The 15,632-nt window shown below is 53.9% G+C and carries 14 protein-coding genes; 7 read left to right on the top strand and 7 right to left on the bottom strand.

Features of this window, described 5'->3' with window-relative positions; translation table 11 throughout:
• Positions 1 to 3: 3 nt before the first annotated feature.
• From prlC to ACXIZX_RS18085, 3 genes are all read right to left on the bottom strand, one after another.
• Entirely contained in the window at positions 4 to 2,046 is a 2,043-nt protein-coding gene (gene prlC / locus ACXIZX_RS18075; protein ID WP_479404667.1) for an oligopeptidase A, read from the bottom strand.
• Positions 2,047 to 2,186: 140 nt separating this feature from the next.
• Positions 2,187 to 3,635, bottom strand: coding sequence for a hypothetical protein (locus ACXIZX_RS18080; protein WP_479404668.1), 1,449 nt, complete (start codon positions 3,633 to 3,635; stop codon positions 2,187 to 2,189).
• Between the two features lie 163 nt (positions 3,636 to 3,798).
• Entirely contained in the window at positions 3,799 to 4,248 is a 450-nt protein-coding gene (locus tag ACXIZX_RS18085) for a hypothetical protein (RefSeq protein ID WP_231103509.1), read from the bottom strand.
• 329 nt (positions 4,249 to 4,577) lie between these two features.
• On the opposite strand from ACXIZX_RS18085, the gene ACXIZX_RS18090 reads away from it, so the two are divergent.
• Together ACXIZX_RS18090 and ACXIZX_RS18095 are read left to right on the top strand one after the other, a co-directional pair.
• Positions 4,578 to 5,420 carry a 23S rRNA (adenine(2030)-N(6))-methyltransferase RlmJ gene (locus ACXIZX_RS18090; protein ID WP_007889903.1) on the top strand — a complete coding sequence of 281 codons (843 nt, stop codon included), beginning with the start codon at positions 4,578 to 4,580 and terminating at the stop codon, positions 5,418 to 5,420.
• A 39-nt stretch (positions 5,421 to 5,459) separates the two neighbouring features.
• Entirely contained in the window at positions 5,460 to 6,272 is an 813-nt protein-coding gene (locus tag ACXIZX_RS18095; protein WP_479404669.1) for a lysostaphin resistance A-like protein, read from the top strand.
• Here ACXIZX_RS18095 and rnz read toward each other — a convergent pair.
• Positions 6,269 to 7,180 carry a ribonuclease Z gene (rnz, locus tag ACXIZX_RS18100; RefSeq protein WP_179453107.1) on the bottom strand — a complete coding sequence of 304 codons (912 nt, stop codon included), beginning with the start codon at positions 7,178 to 7,180 and terminating at the stop codon, positions 6,269 to 6,271. The genes ACXIZX_RS18095 and rnz overlap by 4 nt on opposite strands.
• A 126-nt stretch (positions 7,181 to 7,306) precedes the next feature.
• Here rnz and gorA point away from each other — a divergent pair, with 126 nt between their 5' ends.
• Entirely contained in the window at positions 7,307 to 8,659 is a 1,353-nt protein-coding gene (gene gorA, locus ACXIZX_RS18105) for a glutathione-disulfide reductase (RefSeq protein WP_479404670.1), read from the top strand.
• 54 nt (positions 8,660 to 8,713) lie between these two features.
• Here the strand turns inward: gorA and dinD are convergent, their stop codons facing one another.
• Positions 8,714 to 9,574, bottom strand: coding sequence for a DNA damage-inducible protein D (gene dinD / locus ACXIZX_RS18110; protein ID WP_479404671.1), 861 nt, complete (start codon positions 9,572 to 9,574; stop codon positions 8,714 to 8,716).
• A 348-nt stretch (positions 9,575 to 9,922) separates the two neighbouring features.
• On the opposite strand from dinD, the gene ACXIZX_RS18115 reads away from it, so the two are divergent.
• The gene (locus tag ACXIZX_RS18115) at positions 9,923 to 10,855 is read left to right on the top strand and encodes a nucleoside recognition domain-containing protein (RefSeq protein WP_479404672.1); all 933 of its coding nucleotides are present in this window, start codon (positions 9,923 to 9,925) and stop codon (positions 10,853 to 10,855) included.
• A 259-nt stretch (positions 10,856 to 11,114) separates the two neighbouring features.
• Positions 11,115 to 11,894, top strand: a complete 780-nt coding sequence (locus tag ACXIZX_RS18120; RefSeq protein WP_479404673.1) for an L-threonylcarbamoyladenylate synthase — start codon at positions 11,115 to 11,117, stop codon at positions 11,892 to 11,894.
• 61 nt (positions 11,895 to 11,955) lie between these two features.
• On the opposite strand, the gene ACXIZX_RS18125 is transcribed toward ACXIZX_RS18120, so the two are convergent.
• On the bottom strand, positions 11,956 to 12,777 hold the full coding sequence (locus ACXIZX_RS18125; protein WP_479404674.1) for an SDR family oxidoreductase: 822 nt from the start codon (positions 12,775 to 12,777) through the stop codon (positions 11,956 to 11,958).
• Positions 12,778 to 12,872: 95 nt separating this feature from the next.
• Here ACXIZX_RS18125 and ACXIZX_RS18130 point away from each other — a divergent pair, with 95 nt between their 5' ends.
• Positions 12,873 to 13,775 (top strand): LysR family transcriptional regulator, encoded by a 903-nt coding sequence (locus ACXIZX_RS18130; RefSeq protein WP_479404675.1) that lies wholly within the window; start codon positions 12,873 to 12,875, stop codon positions 13,773 to 13,775.
• 1 nt (position 13,776) lies between these two features.
• Here the strand turns inward: ACXIZX_RS18130 and ACXIZX_RS18135 are convergent, their stop codons facing one another.
• The gene (locus tag ACXIZX_RS18135; RefSeq protein ID WP_008108119.1) at positions 13,777 to 14,418 is read right to left on the bottom strand and encodes a hydrolase; all 642 of its coding nucleotides are present in this window, start codon (positions 14,416 to 14,418) and stop codon (positions 13,777 to 13,779) included.
• Between the two features lie 253 nt (positions 14,419 to 14,671).
• Here ACXIZX_RS18135 and ACXIZX_RS18140 point away from each other — a divergent pair, with 253 nt between their 5' ends.
• Complete coding sequence (locus tag ACXIZX_RS18140) at positions 14,672 to 15,589, top strand: bestrophin family protein (protein ID WP_323275472.1); 918 nt, start codon at positions 14,672 to 14,674, stop codon at positions 15,587 to 15,589.
• The last annotated feature ends 43 nt before the right edge of the window (positions 15,590 to 15,632 follow it).

Raw genomic sequence — 15,632 nt, forward strand, 5'->3', positions numbered from 1 at the left:
GGCTTATCCCTGAATTCCGTAGTGTTCCAGCATCGCATCGAGCTGCGGCTCACGGCCACGGAAGCGTTTGAACAGCTCCATTGGCTCTTCGGAACCGCCACGCGTCAGAATGTTGTCGAGGAACGACTGACCGGTCTGACGGTTGAAAATGCCCTCTTCTTCGAAGCGCGAATAGGCATCGGCAGCCAACACGTCGGCCCACAGATAGCTGTAATAACCCGCCGCATAACCGCCAGCAAACACGTGGCTGAAAGCGTGCGGGAAGCGGCCCCATTCCGGGCTTGGCACCACGGCAACCTGCTTCTTCACTTCACGCAGGGTTTCGAGGATACGCGCGCCTTGCGCAGGATCGAACTCGGTATGCAGACTGAAATCGAACAGGCCGAACTCCAGCTGACGCAGGATAAACAGCGCCGCCTGATAGTTTTTCGCCGCCAGCATTTTATCCAGCAGCTCTTTCGGCAACGGCTCGCCGGTTTCGTAGTGCCCGGAGATAAACGCCAGCGCTTCCGGCTCCCAGCACCAGTTTTCCATAAACTGGCTTGGCAGCTCAACGGCATCCCACGGCACACCGCTGATACCGGATACGCCCGGCGTTTCGATGCGCGTCAGCATATGGTGCAGACCGTGACCGAATTCATGGAACAGCGTGATCACTTCATCGTGCGTGAACAACGCCGGCTTGCCCTGCAGCGGACGATTAAAGTTACAGGTGAGATAGGCCACCGGCTTCTGCAGGCTGCCGTCGGCTTTACGCATCTGGCCGACGCAATCGTCCATCCACGCGCCGCCACGCTTGTGTTCACGTGCGTAGAGATCGAGATAGAAACTGCCGCGCAGTTCGCCGCTTTCGTCGAACAGGTCGAAGAAGCGCACGTCTGGATGGTAAACATCGACGTCTTTGCGCTCTTTGGCGGTGATGCCGTAAATGCGTTTAACCACCTCGAACAAACCGCTCACCGCGCGCGCTTCCGGGAAGTACGGACGCAGCTGCTCGTCGCTGATGGTGTAGAGATGCTGTTTCTGTTTCTCGCCGTAGTACGTCAGATCCCACGGATTCATCTCGTCGACGCCGTGCTCTTTCTTCGCGAAGGCGCGCAGCTGAGCCAGCTCTTTTTCGCCTTGTGGACGAGCGCGTTTCGCCAGATCGGTCAGGAAGTCGATCACCTGCGCCGGATTTTCCGCCATTTTGGTCGCCAGCGATTTGTCAGCGTAAGAGTCAAAGCCCAGCAGCTGAGCCAGTTCATGGCGCAGCGCCAGCTCTTCCGCCATTACAGGACCATTGTCCCATTTGCCAGCATTCGGGCCCTGTTCGGAAGCACGCGTTGAATATGCACGATACAGCTCTTCACGCAATGCGGCGTTGTCGCAGTAAGTCATGACCGGCAGATAGCTTGGGATATCCAGCGTCAGCAGCCAGCCTTGCTGCTCTTTGGCTTCGGCCTGTGCTTTGGCGGCGGCCAGCGCACTTTCCGGCATGCCCGCCAGCTCCGATTCATCGGTCACCAGCTTGCTCCAGCCCATGGTGGCGTCGAGCACGTTGTTGCTGTAGGTCGAACCCAGTTCAGAAAGACGCGCCGCAATTTCGCCGTAGCGCTTCTGCTTCTCTTTATCGAGGCCGATACCGGACAGCTCGAAATCACGCAGGCTGTTATCCACCGCTTTCTTCTGCGCGGTATCCAGCGCCGCGTAGCTATCGCTCTCTTTCAGGTTGCGATACGCCTGATACAGGCCTTCATTCTGGCCAACCCACGTGCTGTATTCCGACAGCAGCGGCAGCGTTTGCTCGTAAGCTTCACGCAGTTCTGGGCTGTTCTTTACCGAGTTCAAATGGCTAACCGGCGAGAACAGGCGACCTAAACGATCGTCGACTTCAGCCAGCGGCTGCACCAGATTTTCCCAGGTGTAAGGCGCGCCTTGTGCCACAACGCGTTCCACCGCTGCGCGGCAGTCATTTAGCGCTTCGGTAACCGCAGGAACCACATGTTCAGGTTTGATGGCAGAAAACGGAGGCAGCGAAAAAGGCGTGAGTAACGGATTGGTCATAAGCGCAGTCCTTTCATGATGAAGTAGTGGCGCGAACTTTCGCGCGACGCATTTTACTAACATGCGGCTTGATGGCATGAAAATCAATGCCACTAAGTCTGGACCAACGAAGAAAAGCCCGCCAGAAGGCGGGCTGAAGATTATTTAATCGCGAGTTGGTAGTGAATCACATCGTAAGGCGCCACCCACGGCGGCAACGGCTCGCGTTCGAAGATATCTTTCGCCAGCGCCCAGCCTTCTACAGCACCGCCTTTACCGGTGAGAGACATCCCGTCATAGAGCAGCGGCGGCAGATTGCTATCAAATGGCACTTTGTCATCTGCAAAATCATTAATCACTTTGCCGCCCAGCGTGCTGACTTTGACGCTCACTTCAACCTGCTGCTCGGGGATCAGTTTCGCTTTCGCTGGCTTCACCGCAAACCAGCGCACGCCATTTTCTGCGCGCAGCGTTTTACGCTTCTCAACCTGTTTATCGAGTTGCGCATAGCCTTTCTCAATCAGCTTGCCCATGCCTTTATTGATCGATTCTTGCATCGTTGCATAACGCTGCGACATCTCTTCGCTGCGCATGGCTGACGTGCCGGTTTTCAGTTGCGTGGTTAACCCCGCGATCAACTGATCAAGGCTGATATTGAGGCCCACATCCTTCACCATCTGCAACTGCACCACTGCATTACTGGCAATGAATTGACCTAAGGTGTAACCATCGCGAGCAGCGTCACTTTTGGGAAGTGTCTCGGGTAACGCGATGGTCGAGTGCTTTTTTGCGTTATCGAGCTCGGCAGTCAATGTGGCAATATTTTTTGCCTGCTGCTGCTTCAAAGCATCTTCACTGCGTTTGGCGGCATCGTGTGCTTCACGCAGTTGTTGGTTCAATAACTCCGCATCTGCGGCATGCTGCGTTTTAAGCTGTTCCTGGCTGCGTTTTACTGCTTCCTGCGCCTCATTCAGCTGTTTACTCAACTGGGCCGCATCCTGGGCTTGCTGTTTTTTCTCAGCATCCAGCGTAGCAAGCTTTTTGGCGCTTTCGATTTGTTGCACCTTTAAAGCTTCAGCGTTCTTTTGCATGTCACTTAATGCCCTGCTTTGCTGTTGTGCATCCTTCAGCGCCTGCTTAAGTGTACTAACTTCCTCTGCCAACTGCTGTTTCTCAGCCTGTAACGCAGCCAGTTGCTTATCACTGATCGATTGCTGCGGGACGCTGCGCTGGGCTGCATCAGCCGCTTGCTGTTGAGCCGCCTTCAGTTCTTGCGTGACTTTGGCGAGGTTTTGCGCCTGCTGTTGATTTTCAGCTTCCAGCGCAGCCAGCTTTTTCTGGCTCTCAGCCTGTTGACGTTTCAGCGCCTCTTGCGACTTATCACGCTTAGATTCAGCCTGCTGCTTCTCCAGCTGATTGATGCGCGCACGTAAGCGTGTCAACTCCGCTTGGTCCGTTGATTTAGTAGTACTTTTTGGTTGTGATGTTGGCTGTGGTTTCGACGTTTCGGCCGGAATAAAAGGTTTTGCGTGAGAAGCCTCGCCAAAAGCGCGCAGCATCTCATCGTCAGAAGCCGCGCAGGCTAAAGCAGGCAACAGCGATACAGTCATTACAAGTATCCGAGACAGATAACGGGGTGTCATCACGGCCTCCCGGCGCGACAATAAGTAAACAAAAGGCTTCATCTTTATCACTGAGATAAAGATGAAGCCCGACCACAGCGCAATCACATTGCGCTGTTAAAAATAATAAATTGGAGCTGCTTTTATTAACTCAACCAGCCTGACGAATAATCAGCTGAGAAAGGCGAGTCTTAATACGGAAGCACAATTCACGGATCTGGAATTGATAACGCGGCATCACCAGATCATTGATATCAGAGCCAATGGAATCTTTAATTTGCAGATATTTATTGGTCTGTGCACCGATTTTCTGGAATTCCGCTTGATAGCTTTCATAGGAAGCCTGGCTATAAAGACGCATCGCATCCAACTCTTTACGACACTGCTGAATATTGCTCGCGCGGTCGTCGCTGAAAGATGCGCTTTCAGCTTGTGCCGGCGCAGAAGCAACAAACGGTGAACCCTGCTGCTCTGGCGCATTTTGCGCTGCAGGCTGCTCTTCCGCCATCGGCGGTGTGACTAAACTATGAACGGGTTGTTGTTTCGCGCAGCCTGTCAGTGCCAACAGGCTTGCCACCGCGATACCAGTCATTTTTTTCATTATTTTCACCAGGAATTGTTAGAGATGCTTTAAGCAAAAAATTATACGGCCTTAACCGGAAAGTTTCCTGCCAGACTCTCTGGCATTTGGCTTGTGACCGCTTGGTTTAGCGCAGACTAACTTACTTAATCTGAGGATAAAATTCGAGTACCGAATTTTCCTTAGGAATTTTCACTGATACCAGACAAGTCGCAACCGGCTATAGCGACGCATTGGCGCAAAACTTAAGCGCCTGCCAAAACGTCAGCAATTTTTATGCAGCGCGGCTATAATCGCGCCACACACGATGTTTTGACTTCCTTTGATCCAACCGCGGACCCCCTTTCTTTATGCTGAGTTATCGCCACAGTTTTCATGCCGGCAACCATGCCGACGTGCTGAAACACACCGTTGAAAGCCTGATCCTCACCGCCCTGATGGAGAAGGAAAAACCTTTCCTCTATCTGGATACCCACGCCGGTGCCGGACGTTACCTGCTGAGCGGAGAGCACGCCGAGCGTACCGGTGAATATCTGGAAGGCATTGGCCGCATCTGGCAGCAGCCGGATGTGCCGGAGTTGCTCAAGCCGTATCTCTCGGCGGTGCGTAATCTCAATCCGCACGGCACCTTAAAGTATTATCCGGGTTCACCGTTGATTGCCCGCTTCCTGCTGCGTGAAGAGGACAAAATGGAGCTGACCGAGCTGCACTCCAGCGATTATCCGCTGCTGCGCACCGAGTTCAGCAAAGATTCCCGCGCGCGCGTGGCGCGTGGCGATGGCTACCAGCAGCTGAAAGCCAAGCTGCCGCCGCTGAGCCGTCGCGGCCTGATTCTGATCGATCCGCCGTATGAGATGAAAAGCGATTATCAGGATGTGGTGAAAGGCATTCAGGAAGGTCACAAGCGTTTCGCCACCGGCGTATTTGCGCTGTGGTATCCGGTGGTGATGCGTCAGCAGATCAAGCACATGGTTAAAGATTTGCAGGCCACCAATATCCGCAACATCCTGCAGATTGAGCTGGCGGTACGTCCGGACAGCGATCAGCGCGGCATGACGGCCTCCGGCATGATCGTGATTAACCCGCCGTGGAAGCTGAAAGCGCAGATGGAAGAGCTGCTGCCGTGGCTGCATCAGAAATTGGTGCCCGCCGGAACCGGTCACTTCAGCGTCACGCAGATCGTGCCAGAGTAAGTTCGCTTACTACGTCGCCAGCCTATCAGGACAATTATCATGTGGATCATTCTGGCTGGCGCACTTGCTGTGCTGTCGCCCGCCAAACGTTTTTCAGTACTGCTGCTCACGCTCGCCACTATTTTGGGGCTGTTCGAGGATGTGCTGGATTGGCCAGCGATGGTGCTGCTCGGCGCGATTGCCGTCATCGCCTGGATTCGCGTAGAAAATAACGCGCGCTGGATTCAGCTGGTGAGCGAAGCCGCGCTGGTTGCCATCGCTATCGGCCTGTTTGTGCACTTTTTCCCCGGTTTCAAAAATCCGCGTCAGGTGGAAGATGTGCAAGCCGGGCCGCTCAGCCTGCCCTTTAGCTTCTCGTATAACTTCGATAAAGCGCTGATTCCGTTTGTGTTGCTCATCTGCTTGCCGCAGCTGTTCCGCACTAAATCCGCGCCGCCGCGACTCAAAATCTTGTGGCTGGCGCTGCTGGCGGCGATTCCGCTGCTGCTGTATGTGGCGGTTGAGTTGGGTGGATTGGCCGTTGAACCTCACTGGCCGGAATGGTTGGGCAGTTTTATGCTGGCAAACCTGTTCTTCGTGTCACTGGCGGAAGAAGCGTTTTTTCGCGGCTATCTGCAACAGCGCCTGCGCCAGAAAGGCGGCCCCGTTGCCGCGTTGTTACTGACTTCGCTGCTGTTTGGCGTGTCGCATTTTCCCGGCGGGCCGCTGCTGATGGTGTTTGCCACCTTCGCCGGGCTGATTTACGGCCTCGCATGGCAGTGGAGCGGACGCCTGTGGGTCGCCACCGGCATCCATTTCCTGTTCAACATGACGCATCTGCTGTTTTTCACCTATCCGGCGCTACAGCACTAAACCTCGAACACCGCAAAATCATGTGCCAGCTCGGTCGCTGCAAACACCGACTGGCACTCCGCCAGCAGTTTCTCCCGATCCTTAGACAAATAGCGCGAACTGAAATGCGTAGCGATCATCCGCTTCGCCCCCGACTGTTTCGCCACTTCAGCGGCCTGAATGGTGGTTGAGTGGCCGCGTCCATTGGCTTTCTCCTGCAGCGCCGCCTCCAGCGTGGTTTCGTGCACCATCACATCGGCATTCGCGGCCAGCTGCAGCGCCACCTCGGTTGGCGCGGTATCACCAAATATCGCCAGCACTTTGCCTTTGGTTGCCGGGCCAAGATAATCGGCGCCATTGATCTCACGGCCATCTTCCAGCTGGATGCGCTTACCGGCTTTCAAATCCTGATACCACGGTCCGCGCGGTACGCCTTCTGCCTTCAAACGCGGCGCATCGAGGAAGCCTGGTTTATCATGCTGCTCGATGCGATAGCCATAACACTCAATCACATGATTCATCGGCCAGGCCGTCACGCGCACTTCGCCGTCATCCAGCACCAAACCGGCTTCAATCTCGACAATTTCCAGCGGATAAGAGGTGTACGAGCCGCTCAAACTGAGCGCCGTCTCGATAAACTGACGAATACCTTTTGGTCCGTAAATGGTCATCGGTTCGGGGATGCCGGCCATTGAGCGGCTGGTAAGCAAGCCCGGCAGCCCAAAGATGTGGTCGCCGTGCAGATGGGTGATAAAGATTTTTTCCAGCTTGCCCGGCTTCAGCGCAGAGCGCATGTATTGATGCTGCGTCGCCTCGCCGCAGTCAAACAGCCAGGTATCGCCGCGTTTTGACAGCGTCAGCGCTATCGCGGTGACGTTACGTTGCAGGCTGGGCGCACCGCCGCCGGTGCCGAGGAATGTCAGTTGCATGCTATGCTTCCCTGTAATCGGACATAAAAATCAATGCTATTACAATCATAGGTGCAATCTTTGCGTCAATAATCGTCCTAGCGTTAAACTCTATGCCAATTTTCTTCCAACAGATGGACATAACGGATGACCAGACATTTTGACTACCTCGCCATCGGCGGCGGCAGCGGCGGTATCGCCTCGATTAACCGTGCAGCGATGCATGGCCAGAAGTGCGCGCTGATTGAAGCCAAAGAGCTGGGCGGCACCTGTGTCAACGTCGGCTGCGTACCGAAAAAGGTCATGTGGCATGCGGCGCAAATCGCTGAAGCTATTCATCTTTATGGGCCAGATTATGGCTTCGACACCACGGTAAACCGTTTTGATTGGTCAGTTCTGGTGAAAAACCGCAGCGCCTACATCGACCGCATTCACAGCTCCTACGACAACGTGCTGGGTAAAAACAAGGTTGAAGTGATCAAAGGCTTCGCGCGCTTTATCGATGCTAATACCGTGGAAGTGAATGGTGAAACCATTACTGCCGATCATATCCTGATCGCCACCGGCGGACGTCCCAGCCATCCCAACGTGCCGGGCGCGGAATACGGTATCGACTCTGACGGTTTCTTCGAGCTCGATGCGCTGCCAAAACGCGTGGCGGTGGTTGGCGCGGGTTACATCGCGGTGGAACTGGCGGGCGTGGTCAATGCACTGGGCGCGGAAACGCACCTGTTCGTGCGTAAACATGCGCCGCTGCGCAGCTTCGATCCGCTGATCGTCGATACGCTGGTAGAAGTGATGCAGGCCGAAGGCCCAACGCTGCACACCGAATCGATTCCGAAAGCCGTGATTAAAAATGCCGATGGCAGCCTGACGCTGCAGCTGGAAAGCGGCCACGAACAAACCGTGGATTGCCTGGTGTGGGCGATTGGCCGTGAACCAGCGACTGACAACCTCAATCTGGCGGTAACCGGCGTGGCGCTGAACGACAAAGGCTACATCAACGTCGATAAGTTCCAGAACACCAATGTCAAAGGCATCTACGCGGTGGGCGATAACACCGGCGCGGTGGAACTGACGCCGGTGGCCGTTGCCGCAGGTCGTCGTCTCTCCGAGCGTCTGTTTAACAACAAGCCGGACGAGCATCTGGATTACAGCAACGTGCCGACCGTGGTGTTCAGCCATCCGCCGATTGGTACCGTGGGTCTGACCGAACCGCAGGCGAGCGAACAGTACGGCGACGATCAGGTGAAAGTGTACAAATCCTCCTTCACCGCGATGTACACCGCCGTTACCCAGCATCGCCAGCCGTGCCGCATGAAGCTGGTGTGCGTTGGCCCGGAAGAGAAGATTGTCGGCATTCACGGTATCGGCAACGGTATGGATGAGATGCTGCAAGGCTTCGCGGTGGCGCTGAAAATGGGCGCCACCAAGAAAGACTTCGATAACACCGTAGCGATTCACCCAACGGCGGCGGAAGAGTTTGTGACGATGCGTTAAACCGCTAATCTCATAAATAACATCAGGATGCATCTGCATCCTGATGTTTTCTTATTAAAGTTCGTCGCTATCTTTTTCCAGTTTCGCAGGTTTTACCAGTGACTTCTTTTCGGCTGAAGCCAATCTGCGCTCAACTTTTTTTACATCTTCAGCAGCCGGTAAACTTTCAGGTCTAATTCCTCGACTGAGTAATGTTTCTCGTACCGCCTGGTTATTATTAACGTGCTCGCCAGATATTTGTTGCTCACTTTGCATTCGTAGCGTACGAGCATTATGAATAGTAATCTCGGTAGCAAAATCCTTGGCTTTTAAAATAATGGTTGGTGCGAAATCTGCTAATGGACGACTTTCTGGCACAGCCCACTGTACTTTCATAACCTGAGTACTGCGATTAAACAGGGCAAAATCACCTTTACTACGAATAAGTGCGAAGTTTTGGCTGCCACCCGTTTGTTCGTAAATAACGTTTGAAAGCTCTTTTTCGGTTCCGCTCAGTTTTTTCCTTGCCTGCACCCGCTCAGTTTCTAGTAGCCTTAATTCTATAAGCTCCGCTTTACGCGTCTGCATGGCAAAGTAAGTCTGCGCAAATGCAATCTCCTGCTTTCTGGGATCGCCGTTTTGGGCAATCAGATAACATGCGTACCGCGTAAGCATGACATCATCAATCTCGCGCTGCCCACCTTTGCCAAGTTGGATCATTTTCCCGACGTCGGCAAAATGATCCAGCACTTCATGGCCTGAAATCTCGCAAGCCGTTTTGGCTTTCAAAACCACACTTTGGAAGTTGTCCCATTTGCCATACCCCAGCAGATGTTGCACATCTCGCGCTAACCAGAACTCCACACCGCTATCAGTTTGTTGAGAACAGCCTTCAAAAGCATCGGTCAGCATCTGAATATGTTTGTTTTCCATCATTCCCCCTGAACTACGTGTCCACACATCACTCGGGGGATCAAACTGAACAGGCTTCCTCTACATCGATAGCAGATCCGTCTTGTTTTTCGTTAATGCTTATTGAAACTCACTTGTAATTAGGTGCTGAAAAATAGTTCAGTATTCTTCATTTCCTGCAATACAAAACTCATTTTCTTCACTACTCAATAATCCATGTACAGGATAATATTTATTTCTTTGCTGGCGGTCGCCATTAATGGCGACCCTACAACGTAGGGGGCGCATTAATGCGCATCGAAAATTTAATGGCATTGCCAGTTTAAATATTTTTTACGGGGAGAACGGTGTGAACAAAGGTCGGAAGCGGGCATGAATATTATCGATATCATTATGTCCGCAGGCAAAGCCTCGGTAGACGTGGCGCTCTACACGTTGATTCCGATTATGGTGGTAATGTTATTCATCATGAAATATCTGGAGGTCAAAGGTCTACTAGATTTTGTCGTCCGTCATGCCACGCCGTTATTAAAACCCTTCGGTATTACCGGGCTGGCATTTTTTGCCATGATTCAGCTTAATTTCGTCAGCTTTGCGGCCCCGCTGGCGGCGCTGGCTATTATGGAGAAGCGCGGCACCTCCGATCGTCATATGGCGGCCACGTTGGCGATGCTGTTTGCCATGGGCCAGGCCAGCACCTTTTATCCGCTGATTCCGGCGGGATTACACTGGAGCACGGCGCTGATTATTTCGATCTGCGGCGGCGTATTAGCGGCAGCGGCGACCTATCACCTGTTTGGCCGTAAACTCTCCGATGCGGCGCTGTTAAATGAAGATGAAGCCGTCACCAACAGCGAAACTAAAATGGGGCTGATTGGCATCATTAATAGCGCCGGTTCCGATGCGATTCGTCTGGCGCTGGGTTCGCTGCCGATGCTGATTATCTCGTTATCGGTGGTCGGTATTTTGAAGGAAGCCGGCGGGATTGAAATGCTGACGCGTCTGGTGTCGCCGCTGCTGGATAAGCTGAATATTTCCGAAGTCTATATTCTTCCGGCGCTGACTAAATGTCTGGCGGGCGGCACCGCCTATTACGGCGTGGTGGCGGGATTGGTGGAGAAAGGTTTATACAGCGCGCACAACATCAACGCATCGGCCGGATTGCTGATTCAAACCTTCGATCTACCCGGCATCGGAATTTACCTTGGCCTGTCGAGCCGATTCCCGCGCCTGTTCCGCTTTGCCGTGCCCGGCATTCTGCTTGGCATTGCGCTGCGTGCGACGGTGCATGCCATCCTGTTCTGATTACTGTTGGCGCTGAATACGCTTTTCAGCGCCATTTATAAATAACACTACAATTCACAGGCGTTATTTATTATTAGCCCTATTAATTTCATCGTTATTTTCACCCATTGCATTAGCGATATTTTTAGTACTATTATCGTAACAGACATCTCTAAAACATAATTAATCCTGATGAAATATCGGGTTAATTTACCAAACCCTTAAATTCATTGCAGGTAATATTCCTGTATATCCTTTTTTTTGCAGACAGGGTAAATCCATGAGCGGTAAGCAAATAGCCTGGAATGGCGGATTACAACCGGAAGCCATCGATATTCTGGCGCAAGATGGCGGCATGATCGTTAGCCCAACCAAAGTGGGCTACATCATCATGACCTCTGACAAAGCCGGACTGGAGCGTAAGTTTGAAGCCAAGCAACGCAAGCGCAACAAGCCGGGCGTGGTGCTGTGCGGCTCGCTGGAACAGCTGCGTTCGCTTGCGCAACTCACGCCAGAAATCGACCAGCTTTATCAGCGTCACTGGGATGAAGATATTCTGCTGGGCTGTATTTTACCGTGGCGCGACGATGCGCTGTCGCGTATTCCCGATGATGGCTCAAAAGAGCTGATGATGGATGGCCGTCAAACCAGCTGCTTCGTGATTAAATTCGGCAAGCCAGGCGAAAATATCGCAAAAGCATTGTGGGATACTCACGGGAAATTCTCTTTTGCCAGCTCAGCCAATCCATCTGGCCAGGGAAATCGCGGTTTGGTCGAAGGTATTGGCGAGCGCATTGAAGCCCGCGCCGATTTAATTATCGAAGCCAATGCTTACGTGAAATCCATTCAGCCTAACGATGCCAATAAAGTGCGCTATGAACAAGGCGTTATGGTATCGATGGTGGATAGCGAAGGTCGTCTGATTCCACAGCAAAATGGCGAGCGCAAAATCACGCCATGCCCGGTGCTGATTCGTAAAGGGTTGGATGTGGATAAAATTATGGCGCTGCTGTCCGAGATTTTCCCTTCATGGGATTACCGCCACGGCGATTATTATTGATGTGCGGTTTGCCAAGGTTTTCGTAGGGTGCGCATTCATGCGCACCTGGTTGCAGCCCTGATTACACATCCGCGCCAAACGCCACATCCCGTTGTCCGCGCAGCTCTGCCAGCCGGCTTTCCAGCGCCGTTTCTATGTTCTGATACGCCGTGCTGCCGAGCGCTAATCGCAGCGGCATGCTGGGCTGATCCAGCGTGGCGATCATCGCCATGACGCACTTCCCGGCATCGCCGGCAATGGTGAAATCGCCCAAGAAAATCGCCTGACGCAGCTGGCCTGCGGCGTTATCGCGATAAACCTCCAGCGCATCTGCCACGTCCAGACCAGCGCCAAAATTGGTTGCGGTCGGGCCGGGTTCCACCAGCAGGAAATCGATGCCGAAGCTGGCAACTTCCTGGCGCACCGCCTCGACAAATCCTTCAATGCCCCATTTCGTGGCGTGATACAGGCTGAAGTTGGGATACGCGACCTGGCCGCCTTCCGATGAAACCTGCGCAATGCGCCCGCCGCCCTGCTGGCGCAGGAAAGGGATCACCGCGCGAATCAGCTGGATTGAACCGGTGAGATTGGTGACGATCTGGCGTTCAATCTGCGCATCGCTCAACTCCTCTGCCGCGCCGAACAGGCCGTAAGCCGCGTTGCTCACCACCACATCAATGCGATCGACGGCGGCAAAAGCGCGTTCAATCGCGGGCGCGATGCTGGCGGTGTGCGCCAAATCCAGCGTAATAACCTGCAGCTGTTCGCCGTAGGTTTGCTGCAGATCGGCCATCGCCTGTTCACGCCGCACCGTCGCCAATACGCGATCGCCACGCGCCAGTAAACGTTCACTCATCAATCGGCCCAGCCCGCTGCTGGCACCGGTAATTAACCAGGTTTTCATGTTGTGCTCCTCATATTGAAAACCTGATGGTAGATCGCTTTACTGGTGGAGATAATCCACCTAATCGCGCATGACCCGGTGAGGAAAAGCCACCAATGAGACGTCCTTCCTGGCACGAACTGCAGGCCATCAAAACGCTGGGCGAGCAGCGCAGCTTTCGCCGTGCCGCTGAAATGCTCGGCTTAAAGCGCTCGTCGCTCAGCCATCTGGTAAAAACGCTGGAGCACAATCTGGGCGTACAGCTGTTTCAACGCACCACGCGCAGCGTGTCGCTCACCGATGCCGGGCAGCAACTGCTGGATCGGCTTTCGCCGCTGCTGAACCAGATGGATGATGTGCTACACGACATCTCCGCCAGCCGTCATCAGCATTACGGCACGTTGCGCATCAGCGCCAGCGATGCCTCGATCGGTTTGTTGCTGGATCACGTAGTGGCGGACTTTAGCGCGCGCTATCCCGATATTCAGCTCGATTTCGCCGCGCAAGGTACGTTGGTGGATATCACCGCCGCCGGTTTTGATGCCGGCATTCGGCTGATTGAGGATGTACCGCAGGATATGGTGGCCGTGCCGCTCGGCGGCCCGCTGACGTTTGTGACCGTTGCCGCGCCCGCTTATCTGGCAAGAAACGCATCGATTCTTCATCCGCGCGATCTGCTGCAACAGCAGTGCATCCGCCAGCGCTTGCCGAGCGGTAAACGTTATCAGTGGGAGTATGCGCAGGCGGGCGAAAAGCATGAGATTGACGTGCCAGGCACGCTGACGTTAGACAGCAACGCGCTGATGGCGCAGGCCGCCCTCGCCGGTTTGGGCATTGCTTATGTGCCGTCGCTGTATGTGGAGAAAGAACTGCGCAGCGGCCAGCTGATAGAACTGCTGGCCGATTGGCGGGTGCAATCGGCGGGGATTGCGCTGTGGTTCCCGCCCAACCGACATCAATCCATGGCGCTGCGGCTGTTTATCGATGCGCTGAAAGTCAGCCTGCCGCGCCCGACGTGATTCAGGCGCTGCGCTGCGGCGCTTTGTGCACCATGGTGTAAGCGTAATCAACGCCCATGCCGTAAGCGCCGCTGTGTTCACGCACCAGATCCATCACCGCATCGTAGGTCTCTTTGCGTGACCAGTCGCGCTGATACTCGAGCAGCACTTGCTGCCAGGTCACCGGCACCGCGCCAGCCTGCACCATGCGCTGGATAGAACGTTCGTGCGCATCGACGCTGGTACCGCCAGACGTATCGGTCACCACATAGACTTCATAGCCCTCTTTCAGCGCCATCAACGCCGGGAACGTCAGGCACACTTCCGTCCACAGCGCAGAGATAATCAGCTTTTTACGGCCGGTTTTCTCAACCGCTTCAACAAACTTCGCGTCTTCCCATGAGTTCATTGAGGTGCGCTCAATCGGCTTGGCTTCTGGATGGACCGCCAGCAGTTCAGGCCAGATGTAGCCGCTGAAGCTCTCCGTCTCAACCGAGGTGTAAATCACCGGCACGTCGAAAATTTTGCCGGTCTTCGCCAGAGCGACGGTGTTATTTTTGAGCTGCTGGCGATCGATATTCGCAACGCCGAAAGACATCTGCGGCTGGTGGTCGATGAAGATCAGCGTGGAGTTCTGTGGGTCGAGCAGGTCGAATTTAGACATGATGTGTTCCTCTAAAGTGGTTTTAAATTTGTGTGTTGTGCTGCTGGAATGAACTTTAGAGAAGGCGAGCAGGAAGAGATAACGCAAAGAATTTTACAACTTGTTCAAAGTGTTTTTAGAAGATTGATTTAAATAAATAAAATGGCATTTTCACCGTGTAATCTGCCTTAAAAAGAGCCGGATTTAGCGTTGTTCAAGGGCACTGACCGGCGTAACCTGTCGCCACAAAACCTAAAAAATACACCATCGCAAAATGATCGTACGTCCTCATCAACACTGGTTTCTCCGGCTGTTTGACTGGCATGGATCGGTGCTCAGCAACATCGTGTTCCGCCTGTCGCTCAACCTGCTGATGTCACTGATCGCCATCTTTGGCTATCCGTGGTACTCCACTTTCGGCATCCACCTCACCACCGCGCCTTTTAGTTTGGTCGGTGTGTCGATCGCCATCTTTCTCGGCTTTCGTAATAACGCCAGCTATGCGCGTTTTATCGAAGCTCGCACCTTGTGGGGCAGCCTGCATATCACCCAGCGCTCGCTGCTGCGGCAGATCAAAAGCATTCGTGGCGTGAGTGAAGAACAGGTGCGGGAATTTACCGGCTTGCTGCTGGCATTCTGCTGGTGCCTGAAACATCGCCTGCGTAAAACTGATGTGCAGGCCGATTTACAGCGTTTGCTGCCGGCCAGCTGGCACAGCAAAGTGCTGCATCATCCCATGCCGACGTCGCAGATTTTATTGTGCTTGAGTGAATGGCTGGCGCAGCGCCGCGATGAAGGGTTGGTGTCGGATATTGTCTGGCAGAGCATTGATGAAAATCTTAATCAGCTGTCGGCGATTCTGGGCGGTTGCGATCGCATCGCCAGCACGCCGATTCCATTCGCCTACAGCCTGATTCTGCATCGCACGGTTTACCTGTTCTGTACGCTGCTGCCGTTTGCGCTGGTGGCGGATTTGCACCTGATGACGCCGCTGGTGTCGATGTTTATCTCCTACACCTTTTTGTCGCTGGAAGCGCTGGCGGAGGAGCTGGAACATCCGTTTGGCACCGCACCGAATCATCTGCCGCTCGATGCGCTGTGCGTCAATATCGAACGCAATTTGAAAGCGATGAATGGTGATACGCCGCTGCCGGAACCGTTGCAGCCGGACGCGAATTTTAATTTGACGTGAACCAGGTCGCCATAAATGGCGACCCTACCCCGATCCTGTAGGG

It is taken from the genome of Candidatus Pantoea symbiotica (assembly GCF_056491525.1).

Bases quoted from the DNA above. Each gene is read 5' to 3' on its own strand.
- prlC (WP_479404667.1), bottom strand. From the start codon at position 2,046: ATGACCAATCCGTTACTCACGCCTTTTTCGCTGCCTCCGTTTTCTGCC.
- ACXIZX_RS18080 (WP_479404668.1), bottom strand. From the start codon at position 3,635: ATGACTGTATCGCTGTTGCCTGCTTTAGCCTGCGCGGCTTCTGACGAT.
- ACXIZX_RS18085 (WP_231103509.1), bottom strand. From the start codon at position 4,248: ATGAAAAAAATGACTGGTATCGCGGTGGCAAGCCTGTTGGCACTGACA.
- ACXIZX_RS18090 (WP_007889903.1), top strand. From the start codon at position 4,578: ATGCTGAGTTATCGCCACAGTTTTCATGCCGGCAACCATGCCGACGTG.
- ACXIZX_RS18095 (WP_479404669.1), top strand. From the start codon at position 5,460: ATGTGGATCATTCTGGCTGGCGCACTTGCTGTGCTGTCGCCCGCCAAA.
- rnz (WP_179453107.1), bottom strand. From the start codon at position 7,180: ATGCAACTGACATTCCTCGGCACCGGCGGCGGTGCGCCCAGCCTGCAA.
- gorA (WP_479404670.1), top strand. From the start codon at position 7,307: ATGACCAGACATTTTGACTACCTCGCCATCGGCGGCGGCAGCGGCGGT.
- dinD (WP_479404671.1), bottom strand. From the start codon at position 9,574: ATGATGGAAAACAAACATATTCAGATGCTGACCGATGCTTTTGAAGGC.
- ACXIZX_RS18115 (WP_479404672.1), top strand. From the start codon at position 9,923: ATGAATATTATCGATATCATTATGTCCGCAGGCAAAGCCTCGGTAGAC.
- ACXIZX_RS18120 (WP_479404673.1), top strand. From the start codon at position 11,115: ATGAGCGGTAAGCAAATAGCCTGGAATGGCGGATTACAACCGGAAGCC.
- ACXIZX_RS18125 (WP_479404674.1), bottom strand. From the start codon at position 12,777: ATGAAAACCTGGTTAATTACCGGTGCCAGCAGCGGGCTGGGCCGATTG.
- ACXIZX_RS18130 (WP_479404675.1), top strand. From the start codon at position 12,873: ATGAGACGTCCTTCCTGGCACGAACTGCAGGCCATCAAAACGCTGGGC.
- ACXIZX_RS18135 (WP_008108119.1), bottom strand. From the start codon at position 14,418: ATGTCTAAATTCGACCTGCTCGACCCACAGAACTCCACGCTGATCTTC.
- ACXIZX_RS18140 (WP_323275472.1), top strand. From the start codon at position 14,672: ATGATCGTACGTCCTCATCAACACTGGTTTCTCCGGCTGTTTGACTGG.